The organism is Candidatus Berkiella cookevillensis (assembly GCF_001431315.2).
Taxonomy (GTDB): domain Bacteria; phylum Pseudomonadota; class Gammaproteobacteria; order Berkiellales; family Berkiellaceae; genus Berkiella_A; species Berkiella_A cookevillensis.
The window spans coordinates 1,361,637-1,381,301 of record NZ_LKHV02000001.1 but is presented as its reverse complement, the minus strand read 5'-3'; the positions used below and the strand labels follow the sequence as shown (position 1 = coordinate 1,381,301).

Below are 19,665 nucleotides of genomic sequence, written 5' to 3'. Positions count from 1 at the left end.
ATCTATTGCTATTGTCTGTGTAAGCGATAAGATAATCTTTATCGCAAAAAAATTAGGCTTTAGTGCGAAATCAAGGAGAGATGTATGCAAAATGGCGTAGAAAGCACAGACACAGATCAAAAAGATGAATTGCTAAAACAATCACTCAGCACAGTGTCAAGTTCAGATTTGGATTCAACATCTGGCCTACAATCAAGAAATATTGTTGAAGCAGAAGCATTACGCTCAGAGCTTACGATACAGCTCCTATTTAGCGACTTTCAAAAGAAAGCGGCACATGTATTATTGCAAAATCCACCACAAGCTAACAGATTAACAAAAGTTCAGCATCTTAGAGAGAAATTTGCTGAAGAAGAATCTAGCGACTTAGAATCCACACTTTCTCAAGCGGTAGACAAACAAATACAACAATTATCTTCTTATCAGCTACTTGCTCAAGCTTTTGAGGAAAAGCAAAACAAGGTTCAAAACTATTTGGAACGCATCCGTGCAGGCTTGCAAGATAAACCTATTACAATGGAAAATATAGTCCCTCTCCTTAGAAAATGGGTATATGAACTTCAACTAGCGGATAAGCTGGCTTCTGGACAAACGCTTGCGGGTAACATAGTCTCAGACTCAATGGAAAGTAAATTAAATAGCGAAGCTTTATCTAATAAAATAAGCTCTTTTCATGCATTTCTCTTACATTGTTTACTCTCTAAAACTATTTTAGAAAAAATCACACATGAAGTACGATATTCAAAACCAGCAGAACAATTGACAGAAGACGACATTAAAACAGCCATTCAATTGTGGGACAAAATTGATAAAGAACGATACGCTAGACTTGGCTCGCATTTTTCGGCATCTATATCCAAAGTTGAAGAATGGAAAAGCTTAATGCCACAGGCACTAAGCTATGAAGAGATGCAAGAAAGAGAAAGTACCAATCCCTATCCTTATCAATCAGATGAATCACAACAAGATAGACGCGAAAGAAGAAAACATATATCCGGTTTTGAACCCTGTTTGAAGCAATTGAAGCAAGCTTCCGTTGTACAAAATCTTGCTGAACGCAGCAGAAAAGAAAAAATACCCGTTGAAAAACAGCATTGTGAACTTTCTGATCCACAAAGATTGGAAATGCAATTCAAACTTGGAATTCGTCCTTTCTCCAAAAGTCGTCAAGGTTATGCAAGCTTGGCCTTTAACATGCTAACAGGTAACGAAGCTTGGCTGACAGATTTTGAAGGAGCGAAATTAGATAGCGAACTCCCCGTAATCTTTCCAGATCGCAAAGAACAAGTCAAAAAGCAGTTACTTCCTTTAATGCAAAGAAAATTAATGCTCAATCAAAAGTTTTTAACACGCTCTTCTGATGCAAGCTTGGATCATCCTGACTCTGCTCAAATTGATGCTTCTGAGTCCAATCAAGAGCTAGATAGTATTGTTGAACGCTTACATCGATTTAAAATTTAGTTTTCATGAAGAAGACGAATATAGTCTTCGCACATGATTTTTCGGGGGTGTTGTCTTCGCCCTCTCGCAATCCTCATGTACTTTTATGTACACTCCGGTTGCTCAAGGCTTGACGCCTACCTGAAAAACCATGTGCTGTGACTATACTATCGAAGATCTTCGTCTTATCTTTCTTATAGTCCGAGCATATACACTTATAAGACACTAACTCATAAGGACATAAAAATAAAAATGCAGGATTTTCTAAGCTGAACCGTTTCATAGATAGAGTGATATTTCTCAACTTAGTTAGGAGCTTATTATGAAATCTATTCCTGTATTATTATCCACAGCACTACTGACGGTATCTTTAAGCGTTTTTGCGGGTCATCATGAAAAATGTGAAAAAAAGCATGGCTTTATGGCAGAATATTTTCAAAACTTGTCTGATGAAGAACGCGCAGAGCTGAAAGCAACTAAAGAAAAGATGAAACAGCTATCCCACAAAGAACGTAAGGCTTTCAGAGCAGATGTAAAAAATAAATGGTCTGAATTACCCAAAGCAGAACAGGATGCTTTTATTGCAAAAAATCAGGAAAAAATAGATAAGATTTTGGATTTGAGAAAAGAAGAGCTTGTCTTAAGATTATATGGTATGGATTTACTCAAAGATAAGCAATAACCCAAAATAGGATAACGCTATAGTGCAAAAGTCGGAAGATGCAGAGTTGATGCATCAAGTCAAAGAACATGACGATCAGTCCGCTTTTGCACAGCTTTTAAAGCGACATTATCAATCTTGGCTGTATTTTGCAGTTCGGATGCTAGACAATCAAGCAATAGCAGAAGATATGGTGCAAGAAATCTGTATTAAAATATGGAATTCACGTCATGAATGGAAGCCTTCTGCCAAAGTGAATACTTGGGTTTATACACTGCTTTATCGGCATTGTATTGATGCATTACGCAGTCAAAAAATACGTACAACAGAGACTTATGACGACAGTCTGCATCGCTCTGTTGATGGCACACCTCTTAGTTTAATAGAAAAGCTTGAAAATGAAGAAATCCTTCAACAACTCAAGCGTGGATTTTCCAGACTATCAACAGATGAGAAAGCCATCTTTGTCTTACACTATTATCACAATATGAAACAAGATGAATTATGTGAAATTTTCAAACAATCTTCCAGTGCCATCGAATCAAGCTTATATCGAGCAAGAAAGAAATTGAAGGGATGGCTGCAATGAAAGCAAAAATGACGCAAACTATCTTTGAAAACATCATCCTGAGTTATGGGGCAAAACCTCATCACTGGCCTCTTGATATGAAAGATGATATACATGCATGGATTGAACAGAATCCCGCAACAACCTCTTTTCTCAATAATGAACACTCTTTTGAATCCATTTTAGATAGTTATGAAAAACCCATTGCAGATAAAAATTATGATGCAAATATTCAATGCATTCTAAATAAAATCAAAGATGAAACTACTTTTCCCTTACAAAATATCTTTTTACCACTTATCCCTAAAATCAGTATTTTAGCGCTCAGCCTACTCTTAGGTATTTCAATTGGTATCTATTCTCCCCCTGAAGATGTAAATACAATTAATTCAAATGAACTATTAAACACCGCATTCTCTTACACATTCAATGACAGTGAGATTAATTTATGAGAATACCCCACTCATTAAAGATTATTTTTTTCCTCTCTATTGTATTAAACGTTTTTTTAATAGGATATGTCATTGGTGGACACAAATCTTTCCCTTTTCATCGTCCTATGCATGCCCCCATCTATATTGAAGCGCTAAAAGATCTCCCCAAAGAATCTAAAAAGAGACTAAAGCAATCATTTCATGAATCCCGTGAAAAACTAAAAGAAAACAGAGCAAAAATTAAAAAGGAGCGCCAAGAAATTGCAACACTGTTAGTGAAGGATCCAATAGATGAGGCTAAAATAAAAGCGCACTTAAAGGCGATTCAAAAACTAGCTAACGAAAGCTTATCCATCTCTCAAGATTCACTGCTAGATGCACTCTTAGCGGCTACCCCTGAGGAGCGCAAGCAAATAGCAGAAAATTTATCTAAAAATAAGCGTTTTGATCGAAGACACTAGGCTCCTTCCCCTATATTGAGCCATCACCTGACTTTCTTCTCCTAATTTTGCTACGAGATGCACACATCTTGTGCTATGCAAGGACGGACATACTTATCGATGAGCATAGCGAATCAGGCATCCCACTTTTTGAAGGGGGACGCGCACTGATAAGTGCGCAAGGGGGATTTATGCCGTGGATTTAAGGTCAACCAGCTAAATCCCTCTGCTCGGCGCAGCTACGCTGCTGCCAAGCTTCTCCCTTTACAAAGTAAGAAAATGTTCGCTTTGCGAACGAAGAATAGGCAGCAATATTTTATAATCGACTCCCAGAAATGCCTTAAATTGACGCCTATGAGCCTTCGCTGGCATGACAACATAAATCATTGAATATAGGTGATAGGAAAACAACTTAAAAATCATTAAGTAGTGCGACTGCTGTGCCGACAAACAGAATAGCACATAAAAGTTAATGAACAGTCTTAATGATGTTGAAGATCGACTATAAATATTTTCTACTTGTACCTATTCTCAGCCTAATCTGGGGCATAGGCTATGCTTTCGATCCTCACCAAGCAAATCAATTTTTAGACAACCTTTCTATCACTTTATCGGTAGAAAAGTTATCGGCCAAAGAACTAGAAAAAATACAGCGCGATCTCATTGAGCAAAAAAAAGAAGCTGAGATCTGTGTAGAAGAAAAATCTAAAGAGCTAACAGAGATCAACAGTCAGCTCCCCGAAGCAAACCCAAATGAAGATATTACGCTCACAGCAGATCAGCAATTTCTGCTAACTCGAAAAAGTGAAATAAATGATAGCTTATCAGCTTGCAAGCTCTTCTCCTTTCGTTCCAATGAACTATTAAAGGCTTTTAGCAAAGAAGCAAAAGCGATAAAAAAATCTTTTTATTTTACGCGTAGTGATCCCTTGTTTGAAAAGCTTGAAAAGCTCCCTGCTAGTTTTTCCGAATGGATGCATTCACTTGAATCTGAAGACTTTTATATTAATATAGAAATAACTAGTTACACCTATAACGATCTTATATTAATCTCTATATTTTTATCTATTACTTACTTAATATCACTTTATATAAAATCAAGTTTAGTCATTGTTTCTGCGCATATAAAACAAAAAAATAATTTTGAAAAATACCTCAGCGTTTTTCTTCATTCTCTTATACGCAGAATAACGATTATTTTGTTGCTACTAACATTACTAGCTTACGAGTCCGTGCATGATTATCTGATTAATTATGACTTATTATTTGATCATGTATTGCTGCTTATTTTATTATTTTTTATTTTGCAAATTGGCATTGACTTTATTAAATCCCCAGCATTTTCCAAAAACCATTTTAAAACCTACAAAAAATCACAGCTTAAAATATTTACCTTTAGCTTGAATGCTATGTTACTTATTTTATTGTCAAAGTATTTTATATCTGAAATAGATTTGCTATTACCCAAACAAGAAATTATTTCAGCGTTTAGCTCTGCACTCTACTATACCGCCATTGCTATTGTATTTTCTTGGATTATCAGTTGCTATCTAATGCTCAGTGCATATTTTGTAAAAAGCCCTATCAACAAACTTCTTTGTAAATCTTTAAATTATTTGTTTTTAATATCAGTATTAATTACTCAATGGAATGGTTATATTCCACTTTCCAAATATATATTAAAAGGCGTTATATATTCTCTTACAAGCATTGTGATCACTGTTAGTTTATATTTGATATCGATATCGCTGTTAGAAAATATTATTTCCCAAAAATATTCTTGGCAAAAACAAGTCTTTAAGTTTTTGCACTTTGATAAAAATAGCTTAATGCTAGAGCTTATTACGCTCAAGTTAACCATTTTTCTCATTTTATGGGGTGGGCTAATCATTTATTTAAATGATTTTTGGACCATATCCGATCTTTGGTCTATAAAATTAAGGGAATATATTTTTTCAGGTATCATTATAGCCGAAACAAAAATACAACCTATACGGATTGTATTTTCTTTGCTATTTTTCTCATTTTTTACCTTAATCATCAAATTAATTAAGCATCAACTTCAACCCAAAGAGAATTCAATTAATAAAGCAGCACAAGAAGCTTATTTAATTATCTTCGGTTACTTAGGTGTTGCTCTTGTATTACTCTTCTCATTACTGATAGCGGGGGTTGATTTAAAAGGTTTAGCAATCATTGCTGGTGCATTATCCTTTGGTATTGGTTTTGGTTTGCAAAATATTTTTAATAATTTTATTTCTGGATTGGTGCTACTACTAGAGCGCCCTATCAAAAAAGGAGATAGAATTCATGTCGGAGACAAAGAAGGCTTTGTTACAGAAATAGGCGTTCGTTCAACACATATCCAAACGCTTGAACACTCACATGTTATTGTGCCCAATTCAGATTTAATTAGCAAAGAAGTAAAAAATTATATGCTGAATAATAAACGATTTAGAATTAAAATTGATATCGTCGTGCAATACAATACCGCCCCTCTCTTAGTCAAAGAATTATTACTCAAGGTAGCCATGAATCATCCAGAAGTGATCAAAGAAGGGTCAGATGAGCCTTTAGTTTTTTGCTTAGGTTATTACGATAGCGCACTTAATTTTAGTTTATGGTGCTCAATTGATAATGTAAATAATAAATTTATCGTGCGCAGTGATATATATTTCAGTATTGATGAAACCTTTAAAGAGCATGCCATCAAATACGCCTTCTCTCAAACAGATCTCCATATCCAAGAAGACGCCAAGCTCCAGCTTATGCATAAAAATGCACCATCCGCGCCAGAATGAAGTTGCCTCATTTATTCAAAAGCGCTAATGTAAACATTATCTGTGCCCTGCACCGCCTTTACCCGCTTATTCCACTCTATTTCCCATTCACTGGGTGGATATTGCTGATGCCAAGTGATAAATAATTTCTGTGCGTTTTTGTTTAACTTAAAAGGATAGGTTTTTGCCATATAAAGATAAGCTCGTGCAATCATACCTTTTAGCTCATCTTTAGGTACCACAATTCGTAAATCATCATTCACATAAAGCTCACAGCCATTGTAGATTTTATCGCTGATATTCAGATCAACAAAACGATAATTCTGTCTCGCTTTATTAACCTCTCCAATAGCAGGTACTAAATTATGCAAATCATGATACATCCTCCTAAATTCAGGATCTATTTTTTCACAACAATTACGACCACTATAAGATTTAGCATTTTTATGTTTACACAAGGCTTCACGCCAACACGGGCGCTGAGCGCCAAACCACGAAACAGGAACAATGTGCTCCCATTCAACTCTTTTTGCACGTTTCATATCTTGAGGGAGGTACCCACATGAAGCATGATTTACATTCAAATGTTTATCAAAGCTACAGCCACAGTAAAAAGTAATACGATGATCTTGCCAAATAATTTTAGCTTGCTTCTTCACATCATAAAAATTATCTACTTTAATCGTTGCGGTGGAAGCAACGCTAAGACTACAGAATAGCATTGCAATGGCAAGCATCAATAATTTTTTCAACGATATATCTCTCTATCAAAAATGGAAATAACTTAAATCCTAAGTAGCGAGAGTTTAAAGTAACAATGCATGAGGTGCAAAAGAAGCTTAAGTCATAAGTTTAAAACAATGAGTTTTCAACAATATGCGTGGATGAATGATCGGATAGTATGTATAAAAGCTGTGAATAAGAAAATATCTATTTATTTTTCAAATAGTTATATTGGTGTTCACTTTTTGAACATTTCTTAAGTGAATAAAGGTGTATTTCTCCACAATTTTAGTGGAAGAATATTGTAACAAGATGGTAGAAAGCTGTGAATAAGTTATTTTTTACATATATATCAATAAGATAATATAGTGTTCAGTTTTTGAACACTATATTATCTGGCGTCAAAATCTAAAGATTCATCAGAAAAAAGTTGTTTTGCATTCTTAATAATTACATTTTCATCACAAAAAGGCTTGTATCATGAAGGGTATTAACGCTCCTATGATAACTTGCATCTAAAACTTGCTTACTTGGTTTATCACTTCGTTTAAGAAACAGCTTATATAAAAAAGCGCAATCCTTCTTTGCTTGTACTTGCTTATTTGATTGCTTTTCAGTCTTTGCAATTTTTGTTTGCACATCAAACACACGTTCGCATAATCCACCCACGGTTTTGGGTGCTGTACAGGCTGGCTTTTTCTTTTTAGAGGGTATATAGCGCTGCATAAGTTCTAATAACATATTTTTTGTATTGGCTGGAAATTTGTTTAAAGCATTTTCTAAAGTATATTTCTTAATCACTTGAACCGCTGTTTTAAACTTTGATCTTGATTGATTGTAGACAAACTCAGGCTCCTCCTGTGGTTGATTTCGACAGGTATGCGCTTCAAAACCGTATAATTGATACCATGTTTGAGCATCATCTCGCGCAATGGGTCGCATCACACGCAAAGAAATACCTTCATTATCTTTGGCGTCATCTTTTAGGAAAGTTGCATTGATTTTCAAGGCATCATTCATAAGACTAAAACCACACATTAAGTCACTTCCTGTAAGCAAGGATCCTTTTTCAATCCAAACAATTTCACCAATTAATCCATCTTGCGAAATACGTAATTGAAATAATTTCTTATCCATATCTTCCGTTTCATAACCACAAATTACATGATATTTCTTAATCGGTTGAGCAGTGCCTGGAAGAGCAAAATCTTCTGGTAAAGCATTTGAAAAATACTCATCTGTATCAACCATCGCAAGCAAAAGCTCTCGCTCACCTCTTGTTTTAGATTTAAGCGTCACCCACAATTTATAGCAGGCATCTACCTCAGTAAAAAGCTTTTTAAAATCTTTCATGCGTTCACTAAAACTTTGTTTTTTTGCTATCTCTAAAAAATTTTGGTGTAATTCCGCCTGTTCATACCAAACAATATCATCAACTACCGTATCATTTTGGGGAGACATTACACTTGAAATCATGTTTTAGAATACCAACTTAAATTTGTCAGGATGGTAACTATACCAAAGCAACATAACTTCATCAAGCAAGCCCAACAAAATCACTAAGAAAAAATCCCCATGAATATACTCATCACTTATAAACTGCCTCTTAGCTTCATATCCTGTTTAAGGCTTGTTGTCTGATTATTGCTGTGTTAACGTAACTGAATGAACGCATTATCCCTAACCCACACCCTCTTTCTAGACGCATCTGCTTTGATGGCAACTACAGGCTATACGACGCCTTAGGGCGACACATACTCTATTTCTAAAATTCCTATTTATTTCTGTCTTCATTGAACAATTTTGCAATTCACTTCAGCCTGAAGGAAGTTATGTTATGCGCAATTTATTTTCTCTTTTTCATAAGCATTTTTTCGTATGCCTGATTATTTCTCTGATTTTGAGCTTGGGATTATCTTATTGTTTAACACCACATGCACTTTCCAACTTATTAGCTATCAGCATCCTAATTAAAGAAATCATTATGTTTATGATGCCCTTGCTTATTATGGGCTGTGCCTTTCAGTGCATGTACCACTTAAAGCGCGGTGGGATTTTGATGATTTGTGTGGGGGTTGTAACTATTTGTCTATCCAATGCTCTTTCAGCTTGGATAGGCTATGGTGTCAGCCATATTGTATCTACCCCAGCGCTGCAACAAGCATATGCAGAACAAACAACTTTACTCCTACCTGCCTTTAGTCTTGTCCTGCCAAAATGGTTAGCAAACGAGTGGGCACTCATGACTGGATTATTACTTGGAATGCTCTTAAGCATCAAACCATCCATGCTCGGTGCACAATTAGATAATTTGAGCAAATCTGGTATTCATTTAATACTCAATAGAATCTTAATGCCTTTGCTGCCTATTTTTATCAGTGGCTATTTTATTAAAATGCATCAAGATGGTGTCTTAAGCACTATATTTTATACTTATGCAAAGTTGGCGCTCATGATGATGGGTATTTATTTACTTTATTTGTTTTTTACTTATTATCTCACTTCTGGTTTGAGATTAAAAAAAACTTATATACATATTAAAAACGTATTACCTGCCGCTTGGGTGGGTTTTAGTGCTATGTCTAGCCTAGCAGCACTTCCCCTCAACCTACAGGCAGCACAGAAGAATACCCAGGATTCAAAATGGGTAGGCGGCATATTGCCCATTAGCACTAATATTCATTTGGTTGGTGACAGTATTGGTATACCTTTCTTAGCAATGGCACTACTGATTACTTATGGACATCCATTACCTGATCTCTATCATTATTTTATCTTCAGCTGTTTCTTTGTATTATCAAAATTCTCTGTTGCGGCGGTGCCTGGCGGCGGAATATTAGTCATGCTACCTATCTTAATGCAATACTTAGGCTTTAACGCAGAAATGTGTGCATTTATTACTGCGCTCTATGTGCTGCTGGATCCTATCATTACTTGCGTAAATGTTTTAGGCAATGGCATGCTCATGCTTGTACTGGATAAGTTTCATTATTTAAAAGAATCAAGGAAGATAAATGAAAAATTTAAGGCTAAGCAACGACTGGCACGCTTAGCCTAAAACTTAAGAAAAAAATGCTGCCGTTACGTTCTTCGTAACGGCATATGCGTTATGCCTTATATGCATTAATAATCACAAAAGGATGAGTATTCTTATATTCTTCACCCAAATCACTTGCCATTGCGGGATCATATTTTGTATTGCTTAAAGTGGGCCGCTCTATTTTAAGAATTTTAAAGCCAGCCAATTCAAGATTTTTCACACAATATTCTTCTGGATAATAAAAATTAGGCACCACTAAACCAGGAATTTTACGCCAAATTTTCTCTCCTACCATCAAATCTTTCTCATTCTCTATCAAAATTAATTTTTCATTTCTTACAACAAAGGTGGCGCGTTGTACATTTTTTATTTGATTAATATGATGAATAATACCGCGATCATTTTGCACATTTACATGAATGACCGATTGTTTAATATCGTTGATGATGGCTTCTCTAGACTTTTTACCATTTGTAAGCACAACACCTAATGATGCTGGCCCACTCACCATGACTTGCCCATTCTTTTTTAAGACACGATGAAGTTCATTGAAATGCGTTAGTAAAGCATTCTGCTTAGATAATCCTTTTCTGGGTAATGGCAAATTACAAATCACATTAATGCTCATTACTTTATCAAAATAATGTTCAGGAAAATGTAATTCTAAAATATCGCCCAATTCAAAAAAAGCTTTTTGCTCCAGCCCATGCTCAACTAATAATTGCTTGGCACGCTCAATCATTTGAGGCTGTATATCAACCCCATGTACAAAAGCGCCTTTTTGAGCCGCTCTTAAAGACCATGGACCCGCACCACATCCCGCATCAAGAACAGTGAGATCGCGCATATTCTCAAAAAAGGGTTCAAGATAAGGGTCGAGAAGTATCTTGCCATCCGGCCCATGCTTAGAATGGCAATAAGCCAATACACCGCTGTCCCCATAAGATACAGGGTTGCTATAAGCGTACATAGACTTTTTATCTAAAGAGAACGCTGGAAAGTTAAAAAACAAAAGACCAAAAACTGAAAACAGCACAATAATTCTTTTCAACAACATAGTTAGCAATATTTATTTAATACAAGCAAGAGAATATAACTGGCTATTTAGATAAAAAGCAATCTTTTATAAGATATTTAAGGTTCCGGCTGCTTTTTGGATTAAATAACACACCACAACCAATAAAATAATCAAGCCGGACAGCTTAAAAAGGCCTTCTAAGGAGCGTTTTAATTCAGGGTGGTTATTTAACCATTTCTTAATCATTCTCATTGTGGTACACAATATAATTATGGTCTTATATGAATTATAGATCGCCTTATTGACTTATGTTACGCTAATTAATAAACGCTACGAACCTATGCGCTGAACCACAAAATCAATGATTGATATAGACATACAAACTCAACCGGACGATGAGACATGTGGGCCAACTAGCTTGCATGGTATTTATTCTTTTTATAATGACCCCATCACCCTACAGACTGTTATCAGTGAGGTTGAACGTTCACACAGTGGTGGAACGCTTGCGCCAATGCTTGGCAAGCATGCGCTACAACGGGGCTATCAAGCCAACATCTATGCCTTCAATCTAGATGTCTTTGATCCTTCTTGGTTTCACCCAAGAAAGCTATCATCCGAGCGTCTCTCGAAAAAATTGAACGATCAATTGCTCTATAAATCTTCTACACGCGTGATTGAATCCTCACTTGCATACCAAGAATTTCTTAACTTAGGGGGAGAACTTCACTTTAGAGATTTAACCGTCGGTTTGCTAAAACACTATTTTGATAACAGAATACCGATACTCACCGGATTAAGTGCAACTTATCTGTATCAAAGCGCTCGCGAAATTGAAAGCTCAACAGGCATGGCTGTTTACGATGATTTAAAAGGCGGGCCTTGTGGGCACTTCGTTATCTTGTGTGGTTATGATGAAAAAAGAAGACATATCGTTGTGGCAGATCCGCACCGCGAAAATCCCCTCTCTCATAATAACTATTACAAAGTAAATGTCAGTAGATTAATTAATTCCATCATGCTCGGTGTGTTAACGCATGATGCGAATTTACTTGTGATAGAGCCGAAAGAAAAACCTTAGGAGTTTGGAATGCAGACCATCTTGGTAACAGATCAAGAACGAAAATGGGAGTTTGCATCTCAGTACACAACTGTTGTACCAGCAACAGAGTACTTATCAAATTTAAAATTCACAAATGGCAAAATGATGCGCGTCATCAATCTTTGTAAAAACTATGAATATCAATCTATTGGATACTATGTTTCTTTGCTTGCAGAAGCCAGAGGTCATAAGATAATCCCCTCTGTTCTCTCTATCCAAGACCTAAAAAGCCCTTCCATTACTGCGCTTGCCGGTGAAACCATTCAAGAAGAGCTTGATAAAGAACTCAAACCAATTAAATCAGATGAATTTACATTAAGTGTCTATTTTGGCAAAAATATGGCCAAAAAATATGACCAGCTTTGTTATAAACTGTATGGATTATTTCCAGTTCCACTCTTTCGTGTCACATTCAAATTCAAAAAATTTTGGCAAATAAAAAAATGCACCGCTATTTCTATCAGTGATGTTCCAGAATCTCATACCGCTTTTCTCAATGAAGCACTGAAAGATTATTTTAATAAGAAAAGATTCACTCAATATAAAAACAAAAAATATAAATTTGATTTAGCTATTCTATATGATCCTAATGAGAAGACCCCTCCATCAGATAAAGTTGCGCTTGATAAATTTATAGAAGCCGGTGATAAATTAGGTATAAATGTTGAATTAATAGAAAAAGATGAATATAAGACCTTAGGAGAGTATGATGCTTTATTTATACGGGAAACAACCTCTGTTAACCATCATACCTATCGCTTCTCAAGACGTGCCTCTAGCGATGGCTTAGTGGTATTGGATCATCCAGAATCGATCTTAAAATGCGCTAACAAAGTATATTTGTCTGAACTTTTAACAAAACATAATATCCCTTGCCCCCCTACTTATATTTTAAGCAAATACAATTGGAAAGATCTGTTATTTGAAATTCCTATGCCTTGTGTTTTAAAATTGCCGGATAGCGCATTTTCTCAAGGTGTTGTAAAAGTAAACGATCATCTAGAGTTAAAGACAACCTTGGCAAAATTTTTTAAAGATTCCGATCTCATTATTGCCCAAACCTTTATTCCAACTCAATTTGATTGGCGCATTGGCATCCTGAATAACGAAGCAATATTTGCATGTCGTTATTATATGGCCGATAATCACTGGCAAATATATAACTGGCAAAATGAAGATCCAGAAGGCAACTTTGATGCGGTTCCTATTTATGAGGTTCCCAAAAAAGTAATAGAGGTTGCTTTAAAATCGACAAAACTCATTGGTGACGGCTTGTATGGCGTTGATATTAAACAAGCAGATAACTCTGTTTATGTAATTGAAATCAACGATAACCCCAATATCGATCATGGTGTAGAAGACACATTATTGGGAGATGAGTTATACTTTAAAATAATGAACTACTTTCTAAAAAGAATACATCATGCACATGGATATACCTAGAAAATTAAAACATTCTCTCTTTTCTGTTCTTGGCATTGAAATTGAATATATGGTGGTCAATCAAACTACATTGGATATTCAACCCATTGTAGACACCGTATTTGAAAAAATTGCAGGCGAAATAACCAATGAGATTCAGCGCAATCATGTTGCGCTAAACAATGAATTGGCCTTACATGTTATTGAGCTAAAAACAAACGGCCCTACTGACAATCCATGGCAAGCTCAGTTAGACTTTCAAAATGAACTTAATTATTTAACACAGCTTTTAGCTGAAAAGAATTGTAAATTAATGCCTACCGGCATGCACCCATGGATGAATCCTGCTCATGGTGTAAAATTGTGGCCTCATGGTGATAAAAGCATTTATGAAATGTATCACAAAATATTTGATTGTCGTGGTCATGGTTGGTCAAACTTACAAAGCGTACACATTAATCTTCCCTTTGCAAATGAGAATGAGTTTATAAAACTACACAATGCTATTCGATTGCTCCTACCACTTACACCTTCTTTATTTGCCAGCACACCTATTTGCGAAGGTAAAGCAACAGGGAGTCTATCAACTCGATTAACCTACTATGCCAATAATCAAAAAAAGATACCGGAAATTACTGGCAACGTGATTCCTGAATATATTGAGGGATTCTCTGATTATTATGAAACGATTCTAAACCCAATGTTTGATGCCATTGCGCCTTATGATCCCGATAAAATCTTGCAAGAAGAGTGGCTTAATTCTAGAGGTGCAATCACACGTTTTGATAGAGATGCCATTGAAATACGTGTTGTAGATTCTCAAGAATGTGCACTTGCTGATTTTGCCTGTGCTTCTGCCATTGCGGGTATTTTAAAATATATCATCACAAACACAGATGCTTATTTGCAAAATCCCCTGGATAATCAATTATTAAAACAGATATTTTTTCAAACTATTCAAGAAGGGATGACCAGCGAGATTAATCAAAAAACATGGATAGAACAGTTTGACTTAGCTAAAAATAAATATGCAACAGCAAGACATTTATGGGAAGATTTATTGATCAAAAGTGCAATATATATCCCTACTCCTTTTCATGCAACTTTAGAATATATATTAGCCAACGGCAATCTGGCTGAACGCATGCTCAAAAGTTTACCCAAAGTATTTAAATCTCAAGATCTATATTCGCTGTACAATAAACTTTGTCAGTGTTTACAAGAAAATCAATTATTAAAAATATGAAAATTGGCTATTTAATTACCTGTGAACATGCAAGCAATAAAATTCCTAGCAAATATAAATCGCTGTTTGCACCTCATGCAAAGCTATTAGAAACACATAGAGGCTGGGACATTGGCGCATATCAATGCTATCAAGAAATTATAAAAGCTATACCTTGCCAATCTCAATACGCAAGGTGGAGTCGTCTTCTGATTGAACTGAATCGTTCACTGCATCATCGCTCTTTATTTTCTGAAATCACCCAAACATTAGACAGAGATGAACGTCATAAGATCATTCACGATATATATGTACCCTATAGAGAAGCAATCCATCAAAAAATAAAAAAACTGCTTTCTAAACATGATCGTATTATTCATATTTCTGTGCACAGCTTTACGCCTAAAATGAATCATGAAGTTAGAAATGCCGAAGTTGGTTTATTGTATGATCCTAAAAGATCTTATGAACGTGATTTTTGTTTTAATCTCAAACACCATATAAAATGTGAGAATGCAAGTTTAAGAGTAAGAATGAATTATCCTTATTTAGGAAGCAGTGATGGCTTGGCAACAGCATTAAGAAAAATTTACTCATCAAAATCCTATATTGGTCTTGAACTAGAATTAAATCAAAAATTAATGTTAGATAAAAAAACGCAACGCGCTTTTATTCAAAATATTGTGCATGCCCTAGAAAAAACCATTCATAAATAATCGCAAGCCAATTATTTTGGAAGCACCATGACATCAAAGCAACAAATAATGTTTAGCCCACTTACCAAATACCCTATCGGTAGCTTAAGGGAAATGACTGCTCTTTCCGTCCCCTTAATGCTGAGCGCCTTATCTGGCGCCTTAATGATGTTTTTTGATCGCTTTATATTGGCACATTACTCAATTTCAGCAATGAATGCTGCGGTCACAGCAGGTATGTCTGTACTTGTTTTTCAAATATTGGTAATTGGTGTAGCAAGTATTGCTGAAGTTTATGTTGGACAACATTATGGAGCAAAAGAATACAATAAAGTGGCCGCCCCTGTCTGGCAAATGATTTGGTTTTCTCTGGCCTGTAGCCTTATTCTCATTCCAATCGCTCAACTAATCCCAGAAGCCTTCATTCCTGAGCGCTTTCATACAGAAGGTGCCCCCTATTTTAAAATCTTACTGAGCTTTTCCGCACTTGTGGGTATGAATGCTGCGCTTTGTGCTTTTTTCATAGGACAAGGTAAAGTAAAACTTATAACCTATGTTGTTATACTCGGCAATATTATTAATATAATTGCTGATATCATACTTATCTTTGGTGTTTCATCATGGCTTGAGCCTATGGGAACCAAAGGCGCAGCAATTGCAACCATTATTTCACAAATTTTTCAATGTTGTGTGTTATTTTTTGCCTTTTTAAATAAAAATAATCGCTCACAATTTAGTACGCACATTATCAAATTCGATTTCTACTATTTTTGGCAATGTTTTAAAATTGGCTTTCCCAATGCATTGGGCCATATGATTGAATTTGCAGCCTGGAGTATTCAGCTCCATCTCCTATCAATGGCAAGTGTTTATCATATTACCGTTGCTACGATTGGGCAAAGTATCTTTGGTCTTGTTGCTTTTACAACAGAAGGCTTACAAAAAGCAATCATTGCCATTGCATCAAATTTAATAGGCGCAAAGCATTATGCCCCTATTAAACGCGTATTCCGATCTGCTTTTTCATTACACTTGATTATTGCTTTATTAATTGTTACACCACTTGCGCTCCATCCAGAATGGTTTCTCAATGATTTTCTGACAGCAGAGAAAGATCCTTATATGATCCAAATGGTATTTACCTATGCTAAGGTAGCTGCCTATTGGATATTTTTGTATTTTATTTTTGATGGAATTGTATGGATATGTGCTGGATTCTTAACTGCCCATAAAGACACGGTTTTTATTCTATGCACAAATGCTTTTAATGCTTGGTTTTTTGCCTTGCTGCCCACTTACTGGTTTATTGTTGTTAAGCACAATACGCCAGATAAGGCTTGGGCAATGATTGTAATATATGGCTTTGTTAATATGCTTTGTTTTGCCTGGCGATTACGATCGAAGCTAAAACAGAATATTATTCATCCCTCAAAAAGCATCGTTCATTAATTGTTTTGTAAAGGATTAAACATGATCGAAGAATTAGGTTTGCAACTTAATCAATTCATGGAAGTTTCAAAAGTTCACTTACCTAAAATGCTATGGATCATTGCAGGCTTATGGGTCTTTAGCATTATTAACTTTAGATTAGGCAAACCTTTCAATGTTTTAGGCATTGTACCAAGGCGTCCTCGCGGTTTGTTTGGTATTGTCTTCGCGCCTATTCTGCATAGTAATTATAACCATTTATTCTTTAATACAATCCCATTATTCTTTCTTGGTCTGTTTGCCATGTCTTTAGACGAAACACGGTTCTATTGGGCAACCGGCATTATTACAATCCTTGCGGGTCTATTTGTATGGTTATTTGGTCGACGTGGCAATCACGTGGGTGCCAGTGGATTGATTGCAGGTTATTTTGGATATCTGATGGGTGAAGCTGTTCAACGTCCCACCATTACAGCATTATTTTGTGGTGCTATTGCTTTATATTACTTTGGCGGTATCATAACAAGTCTTTTCCCCAGTGAAGAAAAAACCTCATGGGAAGGACATTTATTTGGATTTCTCTCTGGTATCGCTACTATTTTTATATGCCAATATCTTAATTTATGATAAAAAAAATTACGCCACGCTCAATACATTTTCATTATAAAGACAGTTATCCTAAGTACTGGTTTGATAATGATATTGTCAAAACTTATCACGCAAATGTACTTGCAGCCTACATTCCATATACAGAAAAATTTATCATTAATTGTGTTAAGGCATATCGAACAAAGATCAAAGACCCGCAACTACAAAGCGATGTCAAAGCATTTATTCAGCAGGAAAGTTACCATACAAGAGAGCATTTTAAATTTTTAAATAAAATTGTATTACCTCATTATCCTAAGCTAAAAGTCACGCGCTACAAATTTTTCATCCTGCTTATTTTGACCATTGTGAGTGGGAAAAAAGTACGGCTTGCAATGACAGCGGCAGGCGAACATTTTACCTCTGTTATTTCCGATCTTTTTCTTTCTTCTCCTGAGCTGTTTGAAGGCATTGATCCCACACTAGCTGAATTTTGGAGATGGCATTTTATTGAAGAAATTGAGCATAAAGCGGTTACTTTTGACTTGTTGAAAGAGGCAAAATGTGGCTATTTTGTAAGGGCGTACGGATTTGTGCTCGCAACATTATTCTACATTAGTGGAATGTTAAGACCTTATTTACAAATGGCCTATAAAGATAAACTTTTGTTATCTCCTTCTTTTTATTTCAAAAGCATTAATTATTTCTGGGGCAACCCTGGCATCATGAGAAAATGCTTTATTCCCTATATTCGTTTTCTTAAACCAAATTTCCATCCCTGGCAAGTTCATAACGACCACTTGATTGATAAATGGCTAAAAGCCTCTGAAATTATAAACAAATCTCCCACTGCCAAAAGCTAACCCCCCTCTTTTTCCATCTCTCATTTAGCATCCATATATTTTATAGAGTATTTTATAGGACAGCCATAAACTTTGAGAAAGAAATACAGATCAGCTACAAAGAATGTACAATACAGTCACAATTAAATTTTTTATACAATAAAAGTATAAAAATTGATAATGCTGGCTATGAATAATTTAAGAAATGATTAACCGATGAGATATTGAATTAAGCGACGTGTGTATTTGAATATAATTTCTTTGCCTGAGTAATGCCTTTTAAGCCTTTTCGACTTTCTTTAGCAAAATTAAGCAGTAAAATCTCACATCCCACTGCATGAGCAAAGCTTTTGCCTAAATTTTTAACTAAAGATATCCAATTTTTAGGTTCAAATTGTAGTCTGCTTAGAATAGGTGCTAGGTATTCTGGAATAGAACCTGCTTCTTTATCATCACGAATCATTCGTCCTGTGTAATCAACAAGTTCTAAATAATCGACAAGTTTAAAATCAATGACATGTGAACGATGTTCTGAGACGTTTGAAAAAGGCACTAAGAACTTGGGTTGTACAAGATTGTTGTATATATCGGCTTTTTCACGCTTAAGCTGTTTAATGGATGTTGGCTTATTGACCTTTAATTGCTTAAAAATATGCTGAATGCGTTCATAAATGGAAGTAAATTCTGATTCTTCAGGCGTTTCTGTAATCCCAGCTCTGACTGGATTTAAATCAACATAAACCATTGCGCTTAATAATGCACCCTCATCTAACAAGGCTTGGGATTTAAAACGCCCTTCCCAAAAGCGACCTGCAGTATCATCCTCTTTGTTTGCATCGCATGCGATTCGTTCATTTAAGCAACGCATAAACCAGCTGATACTTGTCAAACGCTCTTTCCAAAGTTGAATTTTTTGCTTTAAATGTTTATTTTTTTCGGCATCTTTGGGGAAAATAGCTGCCCAACGACGGATGATTTCTGCTTCTGACCAATTCTCAGCCACTTTATCTTCTACATATAAAACCACATGATAATGATTGCTCATGATGGCATAGGCACAGATTTTGATAGCAAAGATATCTGCTAGATATTTTAATCGATCGACAATCCATGCTTTACGATGCGAATAATCTTTCTGTGTTAGTTTATCAAAACCACACAAAAAGCTGCGGCGAACACATCGATTCATGACGTGATAATACGGCGTGGCATTCAAATCAATTTGTTCTGAGCGAGCTAAAGTCATAACTTAAAAAATA

At 35.6% G+C, this 19,665-nt stretch carries 19 protein-coding genes; 14 read left to right on the top strand and 5 right to left on the bottom strand.

The genetic code is table 11. From position 1 onward, the window contains the following. Nucleotides 1-84 precede the first annotated feature (84 nt). The 6 genes from CC99x_RS05880 (at nucleotide 85) to CC99x_RS05855 (ending at nucleotide 6,344) form a co-directional block, all read left to right on the top strand. Complete coding sequence (locus CC99x_RS05880; protein WP_057622731.1) at nucleotides 85-1,461, top strand: hypothetical protein; 1,377 nt, start codon at nucleotides 85-87, stop codon at nucleotides 1,459-1,461. A gap of 301 nt (nucleotides 1,462-1,762) precedes the next feature. After that, nucleotides 1,763-2,122: a hypothetical protein gene (locus CC99x_RS05875; protein WP_057622734.1), complete on the top strand. Its 360-nt coding sequence runs from the start codon at nucleotides 1,763-1,765 to the stop codon at nucleotides 2,120-2,122. A gap of 22 nt (nucleotides 2,123-2,144) precedes the next feature. Further along, nucleotides 2,145-2,690 (top strand): sigma-70 family RNA polymerase sigma factor, encoded by a 546-nt coding sequence (locus tag CC99x_RS05870; RefSeq protein ID WP_057622736.1) that lies wholly within the window; start codon nucleotides 2,145-2,147, stop codon nucleotides 2,688-2,690. Beyond that, nucleotides 2,687-3,121 carry a hypothetical protein gene (locus CC99x_RS05865; protein ID WP_057622737.1) on the top strand — a complete coding sequence of 145 codons (435 nt, stop codon included), beginning with the start codon at nucleotides 2,687-2,689 and terminating at the stop codon, nucleotides 3,119-3,121. The genes CC99x_RS05870 and CC99x_RS05865 overlap by 4 nt, the downstream gene beginning before the upstream one ends. Then, nucleotides 3,118-3,564, top strand: coding sequence for a periplasmic heavy metal sensor (locus CC99x_RS05860; protein WP_057622739.1), 447 nt, complete (start codon nucleotides 3,118-3,120; stop codon nucleotides 3,562-3,564). Before CC99x_RS05865 ends, CC99x_RS05860 begins: the two co-directional genes overlap by 4 nt. Before the next feature lie 464 nt (nucleotides 3,565-4,028). After that, on the top strand, nucleotides 4,029-6,344 hold the full coding sequence (locus CC99x_RS05855; protein ID WP_083477252.1) for a mechanosensitive ion channel domain-containing protein: 2,316 nt from the start codon (nucleotides 4,029-4,031) through the stop codon (nucleotides 6,342-6,344). 11 nt (nucleotides 6,345-6,355) lie between these two features. On the opposite strand, the gene CC99x_RS05850 is transcribed toward CC99x_RS05855, so the two are convergent. Both CC99x_RS05850 and CC99x_RS05845 read right to left on the bottom strand, forming a co-directional pair. Continuing rightward, complete coding sequence (locus CC99x_RS05850) at nucleotides 6,356-7,075, bottom strand: endonuclease (protein ID WP_057622743.1); 720 nt, start codon at nucleotides 7,073-7,075, stop codon at nucleotides 6,356-6,358. Between the two features lie 421 nt (nucleotides 7,076-7,496). Continuing rightward, on the bottom strand, nucleotides 7,497-8,522 hold the full coding sequence (locus tag CC99x_RS05845) for a hypothetical protein (RefSeq protein ID WP_057622745.1): 1,026 nt from the start codon (nucleotides 8,520-8,522) through the stop codon (nucleotides 7,497-7,499). 361 nt (nucleotides 8,523-8,883) lie between these two features. On the opposite strand from CC99x_RS05845, the gene CC99x_RS05840 reads away from it, so the two are divergent. After that, nucleotides 8,884-10,104: a cation:dicarboxylate symporter family transporter gene (locus CC99x_RS05840; protein ID WP_057622747.1), complete on the top strand. Its 1,221-nt coding sequence runs from the start codon at nucleotides 8,884-8,886 to the stop codon at nucleotides 10,102-10,104. 49 nt (nucleotides 10,105-10,153) lie between these two features. Here the strand turns inward: CC99x_RS05840 and CC99x_RS05835 are convergent, their stop codons facing one another. Both CC99x_RS05835 and CC99x_RS05830 read right to left on the bottom strand, forming a co-directional pair. After that, nucleotides 10,154-11,122, bottom strand: a complete 969-nt coding sequence (locus CC99x_RS05835; RefSeq protein WP_158003180.1) for a methyltransferase domain-containing protein — start codon at nucleotides 11,120-11,122, stop codon at nucleotides 10,154-10,156. Nucleotides 11,123-11,209: 87 nt separating this feature from the next. Further along, nucleotides 11,210-11,356 carry a hypothetical protein gene (locus tag CC99x_RS05830; RefSeq protein ID WP_158003181.1) on the bottom strand — a complete coding sequence of 49 codons (147 nt, stop codon included), beginning with the start codon at nucleotides 11,354-11,356 and terminating at the stop codon, nucleotides 11,210-11,212. 109 nt (nucleotides 11,357-11,465) lie between these two features. On the opposite strand from CC99x_RS05830, the gene CC99x_RS05825 reads away from it, so the two are divergent. From CC99x_RS05825 to CC99x_RS05795, 7 genes are read left to right on the top strand one after another with little or no spacing between them, the layout of a single operon-like run. Then, nucleotides 11,466-12,185 carry a hypothetical protein gene (locus CC99x_RS05825; RefSeq protein ID WP_057622750.1) on the top strand — a complete coding sequence of 240 codons (720 nt, stop codon included), beginning with the start codon at nucleotides 11,466-11,468 and terminating at the stop codon, nucleotides 12,183-12,185. A gap of 9 nt (nucleotides 12,186-12,194) precedes the next feature. Continuing rightward, complete coding sequence (locus tag CC99x_RS05820) at nucleotides 12,195-13,649, top strand: RimK family ATP-grasp domain-containing protein (protein WP_057622752.1); 1,455 nt, start codon at nucleotides 12,195-12,197, stop codon at nucleotides 13,647-13,649. Then, nucleotides 13,636-14,874: a carboxylate-amine ligase gene (locus CC99x_RS05815; protein WP_057622754.1), complete on the top strand. Its 1,239-nt coding sequence runs from the start codon at nucleotides 13,636-13,638 to the stop codon at nucleotides 14,872-14,874. Before CC99x_RS05820 ends, CC99x_RS05815 begins: the two co-directional genes overlap by 14 nt. Continuing rightward, nucleotides 14,841-15,569, top strand: a complete 729-nt coding sequence (locus CC99x_RS05810; RefSeq protein ID WP_083477254.1) for an N-formylglutamate amidohydrolase — start codon at nucleotides 14,841-14,843, stop codon at nucleotides 15,567-15,569. Before CC99x_RS05815 ends, CC99x_RS05810 begins: the two co-directional genes overlap by 34 nt. A gap of 27 nt (nucleotides 15,570-15,596) precedes the next feature. Next, nucleotides 15,597-16,997, top strand: coding sequence for an MATE family efflux transporter (locus CC99x_RS05805; protein ID WP_083477255.1), 1,401 nt, complete (start codon nucleotides 15,597-15,599; stop codon nucleotides 16,995-16,997). Nucleotides 16,998-17,018: 21 nt separating this feature from the next. Continuing rightward, nucleotides 17,019-17,603 (top strand): rhomboid family intramembrane serine protease, encoded by a 585-nt coding sequence (locus CC99x_RS05800; protein ID WP_057622758.1) that lies wholly within the window; start codon nucleotides 17,019-17,021, stop codon nucleotides 17,601-17,603. Then, nucleotides 17,600-18,427: a metal-dependent hydrolase gene (locus tag CC99x_RS05795; protein ID WP_057622759.1), complete on the top strand. Its 828-nt coding sequence runs from the start codon at nucleotides 17,600-17,602 to the stop codon at nucleotides 18,425-18,427. Before CC99x_RS05800 ends, CC99x_RS05795 begins: the two co-directional genes overlap by 4 nt. Nucleotides 18,428-18,635: 208 nt before the next feature. On the opposite strand, the gene CC99x_RS05790 is transcribed toward CC99x_RS05795, so the two are convergent. Then, complete coding sequence (locus CC99x_RS05790; RefSeq protein ID WP_057622761.1) at nucleotides 18,636-19,652, bottom strand: hypothetical protein; 1,017 nt, start codon at nucleotides 19,650-19,652, stop codon at nucleotides 18,636-18,638. Nucleotides 19,653-19,665 lie beyond the last annotated feature (13 nt).